A 17,202-nucleotide genomic window follows, 5' to 3' on the forward strand; every position below is an offset into this window, starting at 1 on the left:
GTAGGGCGGGTTAGCGAAGCGCCACCCGCCACTTAAGTTTCTCAACAGGTATCCACCGTGCTCAATAAACTCTCTCGTCTGCTGGAACAGGCAGGTATTTCGCTCACCGATCACCAGAAAAATCAGCTGGTGGCCTATGTCGATATGCTGAACAAATGGAATAAAGCGTACAACCTCACCTCCGTACGCGATCCCAACGAGATGCTGATTCGCCATATTCTCGATAGCATCGTCGTGGCGCCGTATCTGAACGGGGAACGTTTTATCGACGTGGGCACCGGCCCGGGCTTGCCGGGCGTTCCGTTGTCTATTGTTCGACCGGAGAGTCAATTCACGCTGCTGGACAGCCTGGGTAAGCGCGTACGCTTTTTACGCCAGGTCCAGCATGAGCTGAAGCTGGAAAACATCACGCCCGTGCAGAGCAGGGTAGAGGAGTTCCCGGCTGAGCCACCGTTTGACGGCGTTATCAGCCGCGCATTTGCGTCACTCAATGACATGGTGAGCTGGTGCAAACACCTGCCGGCGGAGAAGGGGCGTTTTTATGCGCTGAAAGGGCAACTTCCGGGGGACGAAATCGAGCAGCTTCCGGACGGTTTTGCTGTCGAATCCATTGAGAAACTTCAGATCCCTCAGCTCGAAGGTGAGCGTCATCTGGTGATAATTAAGCCAAACACTTTTTAAAAATTAATAAAAAATGTGGAATTTGTGCTGTTCTGATCGTGTTAAAAAGCAGCACATCCCGTCTGTTTTGTCCGTTGTTAATTTAACCTTGTTGTTACCATGGGTTTTCTTATGGTTAACCTGAAGTGAGTTGTTCACTCTGAGGATAATCAACCATGAAAATATCAGCCTGCTAAAAGTGGGTAAAGGCAACAAGAATGGAATGTTAAATATTTATTAAGAATGTCAATAAAAGGTTTTTGTTGTATACGGCTCTGTTTTAAAAATAGTTGCGATTTTTTTGCTTTAATTTCATACAGATGAAATAAATCGTTTTACGTCTTTGATAAATACCACTTTATCGCAAATGTGTATTTTGTGATCTCGTGCACGCTTTATCACCAACGTTTCCGCGCTGTTTGCAGTTTTGCCTGAAGGTCGGCACTTAGGTCAAAAGTTGAAAAATAGGACTGGGGAAAAATATTTAAACATTTATTCACCTTTTCGCTACTTAATGTTTGAAATCACGGGTACGCACCGTATAATTTGACCGCTTTTTGATGCTTGACTCTGAGCCTTAAAGGACGTTTTATACGACACGCGGCATACCTCGAAGGGAGCAGGAGTAAAAACGTGATGTCTGTGTCGCTCTTGAGTAGAAACGTTGCTCGTAAGCTTCTGTTCATTCAGTTTCTGGCTGTGATAGCAAGTGGACTGCTGTTTAGCCTCAAAGACCCCTTCTGGGGCATCTCCGCCGCGTGCGGAGGTTTGGCGGTGGTTCTGCCAAACGTGTTGTTTATGATTTTTGCCTGGCGTCATCAGGCGCATACACCCGCCAAAGGCCGCGTGGCCTGGTCCTTCGCTCTCGGCGAAGTGTGTAAGGTGTTGCTGACCTTTGCTCTACTGGTGATGGCGCTGGCGGTTTTGAAAGTGGTATTCATGCCGCTGATAGCAACGTGGGTTTTGGTGCTGGTGGTACAAGTTCTGGCTCCAGCTGTAATCAATAACAAAGGGTAAAAGGCATCATGGCTTCAGAAAATATGACGCCGCAGGATTACATAGGTCACCATCTGAATAACCTTCAGCTGGACCTGCGTACATTCTCGCTGGTGGATCCACATAACCCCCCGGCCACCTTCTGGACGATCAACATCGACTCCATGTTCTTCTCGGTGGTTTTGGGTCTTCTGTTCCTGGCCATGTTCCGCAGCGTTGCTAAAAAGGCGACCAGCGGTGTTCCAGGGAAATTCCAGACGTTCATCGAGATGATCATCGGCTTCGTCCATGGCAGCGTGAAAGACATGTACCATGGTAAGAGCAAACTGATTGCTCCGCTGGCCCTGACCGTGTTCGTTTGGGTCTTCCTGATGAACCTGATGGACCTCCTGCCTATCGATTTCTTACCTTGGATCGGTGAGCACGTACTCGGCCTGCCTGCACTGCGCGTGGTTCCGTCTGCCGACGTGAACATCACCCTGTCGATGGCGCTGGGCGTATTTATCCTCATTCTGTTCTACAGCATCAAAATGAAAGGCGTAAGCGGCTTTGTGAAAGAGCTTACCTTGCAGCCGTTCAACCACTGGGCGTTTATTCCGGTCAACCTGATCCTGGAAGGCGTTAGCCTGCTGTCCAAACCTGTTTCACTGGGTCTGCGACTGTTCGGCAACATGTATGCGGGTGAGCTGATTTTCATTCTGATCGCGGGTCTTCTGCCGTGGTGGTCACAGTGGATTCTGAATGTGCCATGGGCCATTTTCCACATCCTGATCATTACGCTGCAAGCCTTTATCTTCATGGTTCTGACGATCGTCTATCTGTCGATGGCGTCTGAAGAGCACTGATTTTTTACCAACACTACTACGTTTTAATTGAAACAAACTGGAGACTGTCATGGAAAACCTGAATATGGATCTGCTGTACATGGCTGCCGCTGTGATGATGGGTCTGGCGGCTATCGGTGCTGCGATCGGTATCGGCATCCTCGGGGGCAAATTCCTGGAAGGCGCAGCGCGTCAACCTGATCTGATTCCTCTGCTGCGTACTCAGTTCTTTATCGTTATGGGTCTGGTGGATGCAATCCCAATGATCGCTGTAGGTCTGGGTCTGTACGTGATGTTTGCTGTCGCGTAGTAGTTGTTTTAAAACCCCAAGCCACAGAAATTTAAGAGGTATTGTGCTGTGAACATGAACGCAACAATCCTCGGCCAGGCCATCGCGTTTATTCTCTTTGTCTGGTTCTGCATGAAGTATGTATGGCCGCCTTTAATGGCTGCCATCGAAAAACGTCAGAAAGAAATTGCTGACGGTCTGGCTTCCGCAGAACGCGCTAAGAAAGATTTGGACCTTGCACAGGCCAACGCGACAGACCAGCTGAAAAAAGCGAAAGCTGAAGCTCAGGTAATCATTGAACAGGCTAACAAACGCCGTTCTCAGATCCTGGACGAAGCCAAAGCTGAAGCAGAACAGGAACGTACTAAGATCGTGACACAGGCTCAGGCTGAAATTGAAGCTGAGCGTAAACGTGCTCGTGAAGAACTGCGTAAGCAGGTTGCGATTCTGGCTGTTGCTGGCGCCGAGAAGATCATCGAACGTTCCGTGGATGAAGCTGCTAACAGCGACATCGTGGACAAACTTGTCGCTGAACTGTAAGGAGGGAGGGGCTGATGTCTGAATTTGTTACGGTAGCTCGCCCCTACGCCAAAGCAGCTTTTGACTTTGCTGTCGAACACCAAAATGTCGATCGCTGGCAGAATATGCTGGCGTTTGCCGCTGAGGTGACGAAAAACGAACAAATGGCCGAGTTGCTTTCTGGTGCGTTAGCGCCTGAAACCCTCGCCGCGTCGTTTATCGCCGTGTGCGGAGAGCAACTGGATGCCAACGGCCAGAACCTGATTAAGGTGATGGCGGAAAATGGTCGTCTCCGTGTGCTCCCGGATGTTCTCGAGCAGTTTGAGCACTTACGTGCCCTTAGTGAAGCTACCGCTGAAGTTGAAGTAACTTCTGCGACTGAACTGAGTAACGAACAGCTTGCGAAAATCACCGCCGCGATGGAAAAACGTCTGTCACGCAAAGTTAAGCTGAATTGCAAAATCGATAAGTCTGTAATGGCAGGCGTAATCATCCGCTCGGGTGATATGGTCATTGATGGCAGCGTACGCGGCCGTCTTGAGCGCCTTGCAGACGTCTTGCAGTCTTAAGGGGACTGGAGCATGCAACTGAATTCCACCGAAATCAGCGAACTGATCAAGCAGCGCATTGCTCAGTTCAATGTTGTGAGTGAAGCTCACAACGAAGGTACTATTGTTTCTGTAAGTGACGGTGTTATCCGCATCCACGGCCTGGCCGATTGTATGCAGGGTGAGATGATTTCCCTGCCGGGTAACCGTTACGCTATCGCACTGAACCTGGAGCGCGACTCCGTAGGTGCCGTTGTGATGGGTCCATACGCTGACCTTGCCGAAGGCATGAAGGTTAAGTGTACTGGCCGTATTCTGGAAGTACCGGTTGGCCGTGGCCTGCTGGGTCGCGTTGTTAACACCCTGGGTGCGCCAATCGACGGTAAAGGTCCGGTTGAGCACGATGGCTTCTCCCCAATCGAAGTTATCGCACCAGGCGTTATCGACCGTCAGTCCGTTGATCAGCCAGTGCAGACGGGTTATAAGTCCGTTGACGCCATGATCCCAATCGGTCGTGGTCAGCGTGAACTGATCATCGGTGACCGTCAGACCGGTAAAACCGCGATGGCAATCGACGCCATCATCAACCAGCGTGATTCCGGCATCAAATGTGTATACGTGGCTATCGGCCAGAAAGCGTCCACCATTTCCAACGTGGTTCGTAAACTGGAAGAGCACGGCGCACTGTCTAACACCATCGTTGTGGTAGCAACCGCGTCTGAATCTGCTGCACTGCAATACCTGGCGCCATACGCCGGTTGCGCAATGGGCGAATACTTCCGTGACCGCGGTGAAGATGCGCTGATCGTATACGATGACCTGTCTAAACAGGCCGTTGCTTATCGTCAGGTTTCCCTGCTGCTCCGTCGTCCACCAGGACGTGAAGCATTCCCGGGCGACGTATTTTACCTCCACTCTCGTCTGCTGGAGCGTGCTTCCCGCGTTAACGCGGAATACGTCGAGAACTTCACCAAAGGTGAAGTGAAGGGTAAAACAGGTTCTCTGACCGCTCTGCCGATCATTGAAACCCAGGCGGGTGACGTTTCTGCGTTCGTTCCGACCAACGTAATCTCCATTACCGATGGTCAGATCTTCCTGGAAACCAACCTGTTTAACTCCGGTATTCGTCCGGCGGTTAACCCGGGTATCTCCGTATCCCGTGTGGGTGGTGCTGCTCAGACCAAGATCATCAAGAAACTGTCCGGTGGTATCCGTACCGCGCTGGCACAGTATCGTGAACTGGCTGCGTTCTCTCAGTTCGCATCCGATCTGGACGAAGCAACCCGTAAACAGCTGAGCCACGGTCAGAAAGTGACCGAGCTGCTGAAGCAGAAACAGTACGCGCCAATGTCTGTTGCTCAGCAGGGCCTGGTACTGTTCGCGGCTGAACGCGGTTACCTCGAAGATGTGGAACTGGCGAAAATCGGTAGCTTCGAAGCCGCTCTGCTGGCTTACGTCGACCGTGATCACGCTCCGCTGATGCAAGAGATCAACCAGACCGGTGGCTATAACGACGAAATCGAAGGCAAGCTGAAAGCTATCCTCGATTCCTTCAAAGCAACCCAATCCTGGTAATCGTCCGGCGGCTTGTCTCAGGACAAGCCGTCTGGCATTGAGGAGAAGCTCATGGCCGGCGCAAAAGAGATACGTAGTAAGATCGCAAGCGTCCAGAACACGCAAAAGATCACTAAAGCGATGGAGATGGTCGCCGCTTCCAAAATGCGTAAATCGCAGGATCGCATGGCGGCCAGCCGTCCTTATGCAGAGACCATGCGCAAAGTGATTGGTCACCTTGCGAACGGTAATCTGGAATATAAGCACCCTTACCTGGAAGAACGCGACGTTAAGCGCGTGGGCTACCTGGTGGTGTCGACTGACCGTGGTCTGTGTGGCGGCTTGAACATTAACCTGTTCAAAAAACTGCTGGCGGATATGAAAGGCTGGTCCGATAAAGGCGTTCAGTGCGATCTGGCACTGATTGGCTCTAAAGGCGTCTCATTCTTTAACTCCGTTGGCGGCAACATTGTCGCTCAGGTGACCGGTATGGGTGATAACCCGTCCCTGTCCGAACTGATCGGCCCGGTTAAAGTGATGTTGCAGGCCTACGATGAAGGCCGTCTGGACAGACTGTACGTTGTCAGCAACAAATTTATTAACACCATGTCTCAGGTGCCTACGCTCACTCAGATGCTGCCGTTACCGGCATCAGAAGATGACGAGCTGAAACAGAAAGCCTGGGATTACCTGTATGAACCCGATCCGAAACCGCTGCTGGATACCCTGCTGCGTCGTTACGTTGAATCTCAGGTTTATCAGGGCGTTGTAGAAAACCTGGCCAGCGAGCAGGCCGCACGAATGGTGGCGATGAAAGCCGCGACCGATAATGGCGGCAGCCTGATTAAAGAGCTGCAGTTGGTTTACAACAAAGCTCGTCAGGCCAGCATTACTCAGGAACTCACCGAGATCGTCTCGGGGGCCGCCGCGGTTTAACCAGGTTTACGAATTACGTAGAGGATTCAAGATGGCTACTGGAAAGATTGTCCAGGTAATCGGCGCCGTGGTGGACGTCGAGTTCCCTCAGGACGCCGTACCACGCGTGTACGACGCGCTTGAGGTACAGAATGGTAACGAGAGCCTGGTGCTGGAAGTTCAGCAGCAGCTCGGCGGCGGTATCGTGCGTACCATCGCCATGGGTTCTTCCGACGGTCTGCGTCGTGGTCTGGAAGTAAAAGACCTTGAGCACCCGATCGAAGTCCCGGTAGGTAAAGCAACACTGGGTCGTATCATGAACGTATTGGGTCAGCCAATCGACATGAAAGGCGACATCGGTGAAGAAGAGCGTTGGGCTATCCACCGCGCGGCACCTTCCTACGAAGAGCTGTCCAGCTCTCAGGAACTGCTGGAAACCGGCATCAAAGTTATCGACCTGATGTGTCCGTTCGCGAAGGGCGGTAAAGTCGGTCTGTTCGGTGGTGCGGGTGTAGGTAAAACCGTAAACATGATGGAGCTGATCCGTAACATCGCGATCGAGCACTCCGGTTACTCCGTGTTTGCGGGCGTGGGTGAACGTACTCGTGAGGGTAACGACTTCTACCACGAAATGACCGACTCCAACGTTCTGGATAAAGTATCCCTGGTTTACGGCCAGATGAACGAGCCACCAGGAAACCGTCTGCGCGTTGCGCTGACCGGCCTGACCATGGCTGAGAAGTTCCGTGACGAAGGTCGTGACGTTCTGCTGTTCGTTGATAACATCTACCGTTACACCCTGGCCGGTACTGAAGTATCTGCACTGCTGGGTCGTATGCCTTCAGCGGTAGGTTATCAGCCTACGCTTGCGGAAGAGATGGGTGTTCTTCAGGAACGTATCACCTCTACCAAAACCGGTTCTATCACCTCCGTTCAGGCGGTATACGTACCTGCGGATGACTTGACTGACCCATCCCCAGCCACCACCTTTGCTCACTTAGATGCAACCGTGGTACTGAGCCGTCAGATCGCGTCTCTGGGTATCTACCCGGCCGTTGACCCGCTGGACTCCACCAGCCGTCAGCTGGATCCACTGGTTGTTGGCCAGGAGCACTACGACACCGCGCGTGGCGTACAGTCGCTGCTGCAACGTTATCAGGAACTGAAAGACATCATCGCCATCCTGGGTATGGATGAACTGTCTGAAGAAGACAAACTGGTGGTAGCACGTGCGCGTAAGATCCAGCGCTTCCTGTCCCAGCCGTTCTTCGTTGCGGAAGTATTCACCGGTGCACCTGGTAAATACGTTTCCCTGAAAGACACCATCCGTGGCTTTAAAGGCATCATGGAAGGCGAATACGATCACCTGCCAGAGCAGGCGTTCTACATGGTTGGTTCCATCGAAGAAGCCGTGGAAAAAGCCAAAAAACTTTAACGCCTTAATCGGAGGGTGATATGGCAATGACTTACCACCTGGACGTCGTCAGCGCAGAGCAACAAATGTTCTCTGGTCTGGTCGAGAAAATCCAGGTAACGGGTAGTGAAGGTGAACTGGGTATTTTCCCGGGTCACGCACCGCTGCTCACCGCCATTAAGCCTGGTATGATCCGCATCGTTAAACAGTTCGGTCATGAAGAGTTTATCTATCTGTCCGGCGGCATTCTTGAAGTGCAGCCAGGCAGTGTGACCGTTCTGGCCGATACCGCTATTCGTGGCCAGGATCTCGACGAAGCGCGAGCCCTGGAATCGAAGCGTAAGGCTGAAGAGCACATTAGCAGCTCTCATGGTGACGTGGATTACGCTCAGGCGTCTGCGGAGCTGGCCAAAGCGATCGCGAAACTGCGCGTTATCGAGTTGACCAAAAAAGCGATGTAACACCGGCTTGAAAAGCACAAAAGCCAGTCTGGATCCCAGGCTGGCTTTTTTTTTCGGCCTTAATTCATGATGAAAAAGATGTAGAATTTTAAGCATCAAACGTTTTTACTTCTCACACAAACTACCGTCAGGATGCGTATGTTAAACAGTGCGATGAGCGTGGTGATCCTTGCCGCAGGCAAAGGTACCCGCATGTATTCCGATCTGCCTAAGGTGCTCCACACGCTGGCAGGAAAGCCAATGGTTCAGCATGTTATTGATGCAGCGAATGAATTAGGCGCCAGCCAGGTGCATCTGGTTTATGGACATGGCGGCGACCTGCTGAAAAAAACGCTGCGTGACGACAATCTCAACTGGGTGCTACAGGCAGAACAGTTGGGTACAGGCCATGCGATGCAGCAGGCTGCACCCTTCTTCGCTGATGATGAAGATATCCTGATGCTCTACGGCGACGTCCCGCTGATCTCCGTTGAAACCCTCACTCGCCTACGTGAAGCCAAACCGCAGGGCGGCATCGGTTTGTTGACCGTCGTGCTGGACGATCCAACCGGCTATGGCCGCATCACGCGTGAAAACGGCAACGTGACCGGGATTGTTGAGCATAAAGATGCCACTGACGAACAGCGCCAGATTCAGGAGATCAACACCGGCATCCTGATTGCGAACGGTGCGGATATGAAGCGCTGGCTGTCCAGACTCAACAATAACAACGCGCAGGGTGAATACTACATCACCGATATTATTGCGATGGCGTACCAGGAAGGGCGTGAGATTGCCGCCGTTCACCCGGCTCGCATCAGCGAAACGGACGGGGTAAACAACCGTCTCCAGCTTTCTCGCCTGGAGCGTATTTACCAGTCCGAGCAGGCAGAAAAGCTGTTGCTCGCGGGCGTTATGCTGCGCGATCCGGCGCGTTTCGATCTGCGTGGCACGCTGACCCACGGGCGCGACGTTGAAATAGATACTAACGTTATCCTGGAAGGTAACGTCACGCTGGGCAACCGCGTCAAAATCGGCACTGGCTGCGTGATTAAAAACAGCGTGATCGGTGATGACTGCGAAATCAGCCCGTACAGCGTGGTGGAAGATGCCCATCTTGAGGCGGCATGTACCATCGGCCCGTTTGCGCGTCTGCGCCCGGGCGCTGAGCTGCTGGAAGGCGCTCACGTAGGTAACTTTGTGGAAATGAAAAAAGCGCGTCTGGGTAAGGGCTCGAAAGCCGGTCATCTGACCTATCTGGGCGATGCGGAAATTGGCGACAACGTAAACATCGGTGCTGGAACCATCACCTGTAACTATGACGGTGCCAATAAGTTTAAAACCATCATCGGTGATGATGTGTTTGTAGGCTCCGATACCCAGCTGGTGGCGCCCGTCACCGTGGGCAAAGGCGTGACCATTGCCGCCGGGACAACCGTTACGCGCGATGTGGCCGAGAACGAGCTGGTGTTAAGCCGTGTGCCGCAGGTCAGCAAGCAGGGCTGGAAACGCCCGGTGAAGAAGAAGTAACAACAAGGCGGGTGGCGCTATGCTTACCCGCCCTACGATTGAGTAGGCCTGATAAGGCGTAGCCGACATCAGGCAAAACCGGGAGAGGAGATAAATATATATCTCCCCCCACAAGCAGTACCCATAAAAATAACCCCACTCTCTACAAGGCTCGGGGCGCCCGGAAAGGGCAAATACAGGTCAGCGACAACGCATGGCATAACGCCATAATCAGGAAATCTAACTATGTGTGGAATTGTTGGCGCAGTTGCGCAGCGTGATATTGCTGAAATCCTTCTCGAAGGTTTACGTCGTCTGGAATACCGTGGTTACGACTCAGCCGGTCTGGCTGTGGTCGATGCAGAAGGTCATATGACCCGTCTGCGTCGTCTCGGTAAAGTGCAGATGCTGGCCCAGGCTGCGGAAGAACATCCGCTGCACGGTGGCACCGGTATTGCACATACCCGCTGGGCGACCCACGGTGAGCCATCTGAAGGCAACGCACACCCGCATGTGTCTGAACACATTGTGGTGGTGCATAACGGCATTATCGAAAACCACGAACCGCTGCGTGAAGAACTGAAAGCGCGCGGCTATACCTTCGTCTCTGAAACCGACACCGAAGTGATTGCTCACCTGGTGCACTGGGAGCTGGCAAAGGGCGGTACACTGCGTGATGCGGTGCTGCACGCTATCCCTCAGCTGCGTGGTGCTTACGGTACGGTGATCATGGATTCCCGCGACCCGTCCACGCTGCTGGCCGCGCGTTCCGGTAGTCCGATGGTGATTGGTCTGGGCATGGGTGAAAACTTTATCGCTTCCGACCAGCTGGCGCTGCTGCCGGTTACCCGTCGCTTTATCTTCCTGGAAGAGGGAGACATTGCCGAGGTGACACGTCGCAGCGTGACCGTATTCGACACGAAAGGCGAGCAGGTTAAGCGTCAGGAGATCGAATCAAACCTGCAATACGACGCGGGCGACAAAGGTGCTTACCGTCACTACATGCAGAAAGAGATCTACGAACAGCCAAACGCCATTAAAAACACCCTGACCGGGCGCATCAGCCACGGCGAAGTGGATCTGAGTGAGCTGGGCGCCAATGCCAACGAACTGCTGGGCAAAGTCGAGCACATTCAGATCGTGGCCTGCGGTACCTCTTATAACTCCGGTATGGTCTCGCGCTACTGGTTTGAATCCCTGGCGGGCGTGCCGTGTGATGTGGAAATCGCGTCTGAGTTCCGCTACCGCAAATCTGCGGTGCGTCGTAACAGCCTGATGATCACCCTTTCTCAGTCTGGCGAAACGGCTGATACCCTGGCGGCGCTGCGTCTGTCTAAAGAGTTGGGTTACCTGGGCTCGCTGGCCATCTGTAACGTGCCGGGCTCTTCGCTGGTACGTGAATCCGATCTGGCGCTGATGACCAAAGCCGGTACTGAAATTGGCGTGGCTTCCACCAAGGCGTTTACCACTCAGTTAACCGTTCTGCTGATGCTGGTGGCGAAACTGGCGCGTCTGAAAGGTCTGGATGCCTCCGTTGAACACGACATTGTGCATGGCCTTCAGGCGCTGCCGAGCCGTATCGAGCAGATGCTGTCTCAGGACAAACGCATTGAGGCGCTGGCGGAAGATTTCTCTGACAAACATCACTCCCTGTTCCTGGGGCGTGGCGATCAGTATCCGATTGCGCTGGAAGGCGCACTGAAGCTGAAAGAGATCTCTTACATTCACGCTGAAGCTTACGCGGCAGGTGAACTGAAACATGGCCCGCTGGCGCTGATCGACGCGGATATGCCGGTTATCGTGGTGGCACCGAACAACGAACTGCTGGAAAAACTGAAATCTAACATCGAAGAAGTGCGCGCCCGTGGTGGTGTTCTGTACGTCTTTGCGGATAAAGATGCCGGTTTCGCCAGCAGCGACAACATGCACATCATCGAGATGCCGCATGTGGAAGAGGTGATTGCGCCGATCTTCTACACTGTTCCGCTGCAACTGCTGGCTTATCACGTCGCGCTGATCAAAGGCACCGACGTTGACCAGCCGCGAAATCTGGCGAAGTCTGTTACCGTAGAATAATATTATATATCACTTAGGAATAACCCCGTTAATTTATGATTACGGGGTTATTTTTATATCAAAACATAAATATTTTCTGAAAAATAAACTTTTCCACTTCTTATTAAATAAAAACTAATTACAGTGTGTCGACTTTTCAGTGTGATATAAAATTATATTAAGTAATAAAACGCTTATGTTTATTCTCTTATTCCATCAGTAATAATTAATACAATATTATTTCTCCTTGTTATTTTCATTTTTCAGTTTACTATTTCCTGGCCGGGATGGTTCGGCAATATTTGTTTTAATAATGAAACATGATTATTCATAACTTCAGGATAATGTCATAATGAATGGAAAACTTTTTAAAAGCGCATTAGTTTGCTCATCTTTGCTTTTAGGTTGGCAGGCGCACGCGGGGAACGGCAATGGTACTGTACACTTTACAGGCGAAATTATTGACAGCACCTGTGAGGTTACTGCGCCAACACAAACTCAAACCGTTGACCTTGGTAAAGTCAATAAATCCGCCTTTTCTGGTGCAGGCTCGACGGCTTCCGTACAGGCTTTCCAGATCGATCTTGAAAATTGCCCTGATACATATAAAAAAGCCACCGCTCGCTTTGATGGTACAGAAGATGGAGACGGTTACCTTAAACTGAACGCTGGTGGAGCTACAGGGGTTGCCGTTGCCATCTACAACCGTGCTGACAACACCTTGCTGAAGCTCTACAACCAGTCAGTCAGTGCAGATATCGACGCTGATGGCAAGGCGACACTGCCGTTCATGGCTCGCTATATTGCTACCTCCGCAACCGTAACGCCTGGTGTGGCAAATGCGGATTCTGAATTTACTATCACTTACAGTAATTAACCTCTAGCTTTCCGAAATATAATCAGGCCTGGCAAGGCAGGTTTCTTTACGTCTAATGGACAGCGAAACCTCGCAGGCCTGTCACAGGATATGATATGCGCAGGCGTTTTATCGATATTTTTATTATTCTCTTTTTAGTCGTGTGTGCCTCTCCCTCATGGGGTGGGATTATTATCGGTGGTACGCGGATTATTTTCCCCAGCAATAAAACAGATACCACTATTTCTGTAATAAATAATGATACTTCCTTACCCTATCTGATTCAGGCATGGATTGATCCTTTTTTAGCCACAGAGAAAACGAAACCACCGTTTACCGTTATTCCTCCTGTTTCAAGGCTGGAGCCAAAACAGGAGCGCGTATTGCGCATTATTAAAACAAAAGGCGATTTACCCACCGATCGGGAATCTGTCTTTTGGCTGAATGTTAAGAATATCCCTCCAACGCCGGACAAACAGAACAGCAAGCTGGAAATCGCGATTAAAACGCGCATTAAGTTATTCTGGCGCCCTGCCAGCATTACTGAAAAGCCTGAAACCGCCAGCCTAAAAGTCATCTGGCGCAAACAAGGCAATACCCTGGTGGTTAATAATCCTACGGCTATCCATATCAACGTTATTGATGTTGCTGTAGACGGCAAACCGCTGGATTTGGCGATGATTAAGCCCTTTGAGACGCTCAACATTCCCTTACCCGCTGGCGTCGCGAGTAAGACACTCACCTGGCATAGCATCAATGATTATGGCGCGATAAGCGACGTCATCAAATACCCCCTTTGACTCAGGCGAGATGGTTAACGTTGAAGCGCATCTATTTTATGTTATCCCTGGTGTCGCTGTGGGTCAGCGGCACGTATTCCGGGCACGCTGCTGGTGAAACCTTTAACTCACGATTGTTAGAACTTGAACATCCGGTCGACATTGATATCAGTCAGTTTAGCCGGCCTGATAATCTCCCTGAAGGGGATTATCAGGTTGATATTTATATCAACGAGCGCTTTTTTGAGCGCCGTGAAATCCATTTTTTTCGAACAAACAACGAGAGCGCACTCCAGCCCTGTTTCCGCGACTTAAAAAATACGCTGGCTACGTTTGGCATAAAAGTGGATGCCATAAAAGCACTGGCTACGATTAACACCAGCCGCTGTGAGCCCGTTCCCCCGCTGGCGGGAGCTACATGGGTTCTGGATGACGAAAAGCTCGCGTTACGGGTCTCTATCCCGCAGATTTATATGGATTCTTCAGCGCGTGACGCCATTCCGCCTTCACGCTGGGATCAGGGTATTAATGCCCTGATGGTGAATTATGATTTTTCAACCACCCAGACGTTGAAATCAGACTATGACAGTGACGATCTGTATTATCTGAACATGCGTAGCGGTATTAACCTTGGCAGCTGGCGACTTCGCAACTACAGCACCCTCAATGCGGTAAACAGCAACGGCAGTTATCATTCTGCGAGTACGTATTTACAACGTGATATTGCCAGCCTGCGAAGCCAGATAATGATGGGGGATACCTGGACGGCAAATGATCTATTCGATAGCAGCCAGGTGCGCGGCGTGCGCCTGTACACCGATAATGACATGCTGCCGGATAGTCTGAACGGCTTCGCACCCGTCGTCCGGGGCATTGCTAAAAGTAATGCCGTCGTCACCATTCGTCAGAATGGCTACATTATCTATCAATCTGCTGTTCCTCAGGGGCCGTTTGCCCTGACCGATCTCAACACCACCAGCAGTGGGGGCGATCTCGACGTTACGATCAAAGAAGAAGACGGTAGTGAGCAGCATTTTACGCAGCCTTATGCTTCCCTGGCGATATTGCGACGGGAAGGCCAGACGGACTTTGATATCAGCATTGGCGAACTGAACAACAGCGATCGCTATTCACCTGATTTATTGCAGGCTCAGCTTTTACGCGGCATGCAAGGGGGAATGACGCTGTATGGCGGCACACAGTTAGCTGAGAATTACACTGCCATAGCGGCTGGTATTGGTCAGGATCTCGGCGAGATCGGGGCGATATCGATGGATGTCACCCATGCGGCGTCTCGTTTTGTCGATGATACGGAGCAGGGGCAATCCTGGCGTTTTCTCTATTCCAAGACGTTCGATGTAAGTAATACCAGCCTGCGAATAGTAGGCTATCGCTATTCAACGGAAGGATTTTATACCCTGGATGAGTGGGCTTCCCGCAGGAGCGATAGCGAGACGTTCTGGCAAACGGGTAACCGCAGAAGCCGTCTGGAGGGAACGTGGACACAACCTTTTGCGCAGGGGTATGGAAATATTTACCTGACGCTGAGCCGTGAACAGTACTGGCGAACGGATAACGTTGAACGGCTGATCCAGATTGGTTACAGCAACAGCTGGAAACAGATGACGTGGAATGCGTCATGGAACTATACCGATACTGCGAATCATCACGATGGGGACTGGGAAAAGGATGGCGAAAACGAACACGTTTTCATGCTGTCACTCTCGCTTCCGCTCTCCCAGTGGTTACCGAACACCTACGCCAACTATAACGTTACTGGCAACAATAAAAACAGCGTCTCCCATCAGGTAGGCCTGAACGGAAGGCTGCTTCAGAACAACAACTTGAACTGGAACATACAGCAATCCGTTGATGAAAGTGGCGGCAGTACGGGGGGGAATTCGGGACTGGCATGGGACGCGGCTTATGGCTCCATGAAAGGTAACTATGCCTGGAGCAACGAAACCCGAAGTCTCAATTATGGCGTCAGCGGCGGCATTCTACTGCATTCAGAAGGTGTCACCTTCTCACAGGAAATGGGAGAAACCGTCGCGCTGGTGAAAGCTCCAGGAGCGGCGGGCCTGGCGGTGGAAAACAGCAGCGGTGTCGCGACGGACTGGCGCGGCTACACCGTAAAAACGCAGCTGTCACCCTATGATGAAAATCGTATCGCAATTGGCGACAGCGACTTTGCCTCTGGCAATGTTGAACTGGAAAAAAGCGTCCAGAATCTGGTTCCCACCCGTGGAGCGGTAGTAAAAGCGGAATTCGTTACGCATATCGGCTACCGCATCCTTTTCAACGTTCATCTCAGCAATGGCAAACCTGCGCCTTTTGGGGCAACGGGATCGGCAACGCTGGACACCGGAAGCGTTACGGGCATTGTCGGAGAAGAGGGCGAACTCTATCTCTCAGGCATGCCGGAAAAGGGGCAATTTACGTTGACGCTAAACGACGGCGCAACCTGTCGGGCGGAATACACGCTTCAACAACAGCCTGACGCTGGACTGGTGCAGATGCCCGTCACGTGTCGATAAAGGATTAAAATGAAACTACAATACTGGCTTTTAGCCTTACTGACCTGCGTCTTTTATGCGCATGCGGCCCCAACCGGTTATTGTGTGCCAGACAATGGCAAATATCATAACTACCTCAATTTTACAGAGCAGTTTTCCATTACGGACAATATAGCCGGGACGACAACGCTTATTAATGTGAATAATAACAACACCTCGTTTAAAGGTACTTGCTATTGTCTGACCGGGCCGAATCAGAGTTACGATCACACCTACATAACCAGCGTCGTTAATCCGGCGCTGGTGTCTGCGGGAAGCAGGAACAATGTCGCCTATTTTAACCTGAATGAAAACGTTGATATCGGCCTGCTTGTTTACATACTTGGTGTCGGTTATACGGCCGTGCCTTTTGATCATCTGCCGAATAAAACCGGTACTCCCTATCAATGTCACAGCGGTGTAAGTTCCGCCACCACGTTTTATAGTGGCGGCTCGGGGCAGGTCTATTTGTACGTTAAAAAAGCCTTTACCGGGGTGATGACGATCCCGGCGACGCTGGTGGCGAATATCTATGCCACGATCGACCCGCGTACCGTCTCGAATGAGATTATTTCTGATGTGATTGTTCAGGGAACAGTGACGGTTCCTCAATCTTGTGAGATTGATGAGGGGCAGGCCATTGTTTTTGATTTCAATAAAATCCTGGCGTCAGAGTTTTCGTCGACGAAAGGGAAAGCGCTGACCGATCGCAAAATCACTCGTACCGTGAACATCAAATGCACCAATATGATGTTCTACGACAAGCTCGACGCAACCCTGCATGCCTCAGCCGTGGCTTCTGATAATTCGATGATTGCGACGGACAACGAAGACGTAGGAATTAAAGTCTACGATAAATATAATCGGGAAGTGAATACGAATGGCGGTGCCCTTGAAGCGGAAACGACTAAAATTCCCGACATCATGGGGGATACGCTGGGCACGCTTACATTTTCAAGCGCGCCTGCCAGCGCGACAGGAGCGAGGCCCAAACCAGGCCAGTTCAATGCAACGGCAACTCTGACGATTGAAATCGCTCATTAAAATGACAACGGCTGTTTATGACAGCCGTTGTCATATCAGCTACGCTAAAACTGATTCATTGCAAAAAAGATGACAAAAATATGACCATGCTGTGAATTAATGGCTTTATTTTTCATGTGGTTACATCCATCGCTGGCTTTGTCATAAAACTGTCATATTTCGTACATTTATCTGTCACCTGTTTGTCCTATTTTGCTCATCGTAGCCACTTAAACAATGATTTACGAAATCCTTGCAGGAGACAT

Annotated in this window: 16 protein-coding genes; all 16 read left to right on the forward strand. The window is 51.2% G+C overall.

Annotated features, from left to right (window positions below; all coding sequences use genetic code 11):
- Positions 1–57 precede the first annotated feature (57 nt).
- The gene (gene rsmG, locus O1721_RS03555; protein ID WP_017694037.1) at positions 58–681 is read left to right on the forward strand and encodes a 16S rRNA (guanine(527)-N(7))-methyltransferase RsmG; all 624 of its coding nucleotides are present in this window, start codon (positions 58–60) and stop codon (positions 679–681) included.
- Between the two features lie 615 nt (positions 682–1,296).
- Positions 1,297–1,677 (forward strand): F0F1 ATP synthase subunit I, encoded by a 381-nt coding sequence (gene atpI, locus O1721_RS03560; RefSeq protein WP_003862375.1) that lies wholly within the window; start codon positions 1,297–1,299, stop codon positions 1,675–1,677.
- A gap of 8 nt (positions 1,678–1,685) precedes the next feature.
- Complete coding sequence (gene atpB, locus O1721_RS03565; protein WP_003862373.1) at positions 1,686–2,501, forward strand: F0F1 ATP synthase subunit A; 816 nt, start codon at positions 1,686–1,688, stop codon at positions 2,499–2,501.
- 49 nt (positions 2,502–2,550) lie between these two features.
- Positions 2,551–2,790 (forward strand): F0F1 ATP synthase subunit C, encoded by a 240-nt coding sequence (gene atpE, locus O1721_RS03570; protein ID WP_000429386.1) that lies wholly within the window; start codon positions 2,551–2,553, stop codon positions 2,788–2,790.
- A gap of 48 nt (positions 2,791–2,838) precedes the next feature.
- Positions 2,839–3,309, forward strand: coding sequence for a F0F1 ATP synthase subunit B (gene atpF, locus O1721_RS03575; protein ID WP_003862370.1), 471 nt, complete (start codon positions 2,839–2,841; stop codon positions 3,307–3,309).
- Positions 3,310–3,323: 14 nt separating this feature from the next.
- Positions 3,324–3,857, forward strand: coding sequence for a F0F1 ATP synthase subunit delta (gene atpH / locus O1721_RS03580; RefSeq protein ID WP_015570151.1), 534 nt, complete (start codon positions 3,324–3,326; stop codon positions 3,855–3,857).
- Between the two features lie 12 nt (positions 3,858–3,869).
- The gene (gene atpA, locus O1721_RS03585) at positions 3,870–5,411 is read left to right on the forward strand and encodes a F0F1 ATP synthase subunit alpha (protein ID WP_003862367.1); all 1,542 of its coding nucleotides are present in this window, start codon (positions 3,870–3,872) and stop codon (positions 5,409–5,411) included.
- A 51-nt stretch (positions 5,412–5,462) separates the two neighbouring features.
- Positions 5,463–6,326, forward strand: a complete 864-nt coding sequence (gene atpG / locus O1721_RS03590) for a F0F1 ATP synthase subunit gamma (RefSeq protein WP_003862364.1) — start codon at positions 5,463–5,465, stop codon at positions 6,324–6,326.
- A gap of 31 nt (positions 6,327–6,357) precedes the next feature.
- Positions 6,358–7,740 carry a F0F1 ATP synthase subunit beta gene (atpD, locus tag O1721_RS03595; RefSeq protein ID WP_015570150.1) on the forward strand — a complete coding sequence of 461 codons (1,383 nt, stop codon included), beginning with the start codon at positions 6,358–6,360 and terminating at the stop codon, positions 7,738–7,740.
- A 20-nt stretch (positions 7,741–7,760) separates the two neighbouring features.
- The gene (locus tag O1721_RS03600; RefSeq protein ID WP_006177560.1) at positions 7,761–8,180 is read left to right on the forward strand and encodes a F0F1 ATP synthase subunit epsilon; all 420 of its coding nucleotides are present in this window, start codon (positions 7,761–7,763) and stop codon (positions 8,178–8,180) included.
- Positions 8,181–8,318: 138 nt separating this feature from the next.
- The gene (gene glmU / locus O1721_RS03605; protein WP_032646648.1) at positions 8,319–9,689 is read left to right on the forward strand and encodes a bifunctional UDP-N-acetylglucosamine diphosphorylase/glucosamine-1-phosphate N-acetyltransferase GlmU; all 1,371 of its coding nucleotides are present in this window, start codon (positions 8,319–8,321) and stop codon (positions 9,687–9,689) included.
- A 225-nt stretch (positions 9,690–9,914) separates the two neighbouring features.
- Positions 9,915–11,744: a glutamine--fructose-6-phosphate transaminase (isomerizing) gene (glmS, locus tag O1721_RS03610; protein WP_032646651.1), complete on the forward strand. Its 1,830-nt coding sequence runs from the start codon at positions 9,915–9,917 to the stop codon at positions 11,742–11,744.
- Positions 11,745–12,075: 331 nt separating this feature from the next.
- Positions 12,076–12,600, forward strand: coding sequence for a fimbrial protein (locus O1721_RS03615; protein WP_015570147.1), 525 nt, complete (start codon positions 12,076–12,078; stop codon positions 12,598–12,600).
- 95 nt (positions 12,601–12,695) lie between these two features.
- A complete protein-coding gene (locus O1721_RS03620; RefSeq protein WP_032646653.1) occupies positions 12,696–13,379 on the forward strand; it encodes a fimbrial chaperone in 684 nt (227 codons plus the stop codon).
- Between the two features lie 38 nt (positions 13,380–13,417).
- On the forward strand, positions 13,418–15,895 hold the full coding sequence (locus tag O1721_RS03625) for a fimbria/pilus outer membrane usher protein (RefSeq protein ID WP_032646655.1): 2,478 nt from the start codon (positions 13,418–13,420) through the stop codon (positions 15,893–15,895).
- Positions 15,896–15,904: 9 nt separating this feature from the next.
- Entirely contained in the window at positions 15,905–16,957 is a 1,053-nt protein-coding gene (locus tag O1721_RS03630; protein ID WP_032646657.1) for a fimbrial protein, read from the forward strand.
- Positions 16,958–17,202: the final 245 nt, after the last annotated feature.

It is taken from the genome of Enterobacter cloacae complex sp. HYC033_NIDB (assembly GCF_056673335.1).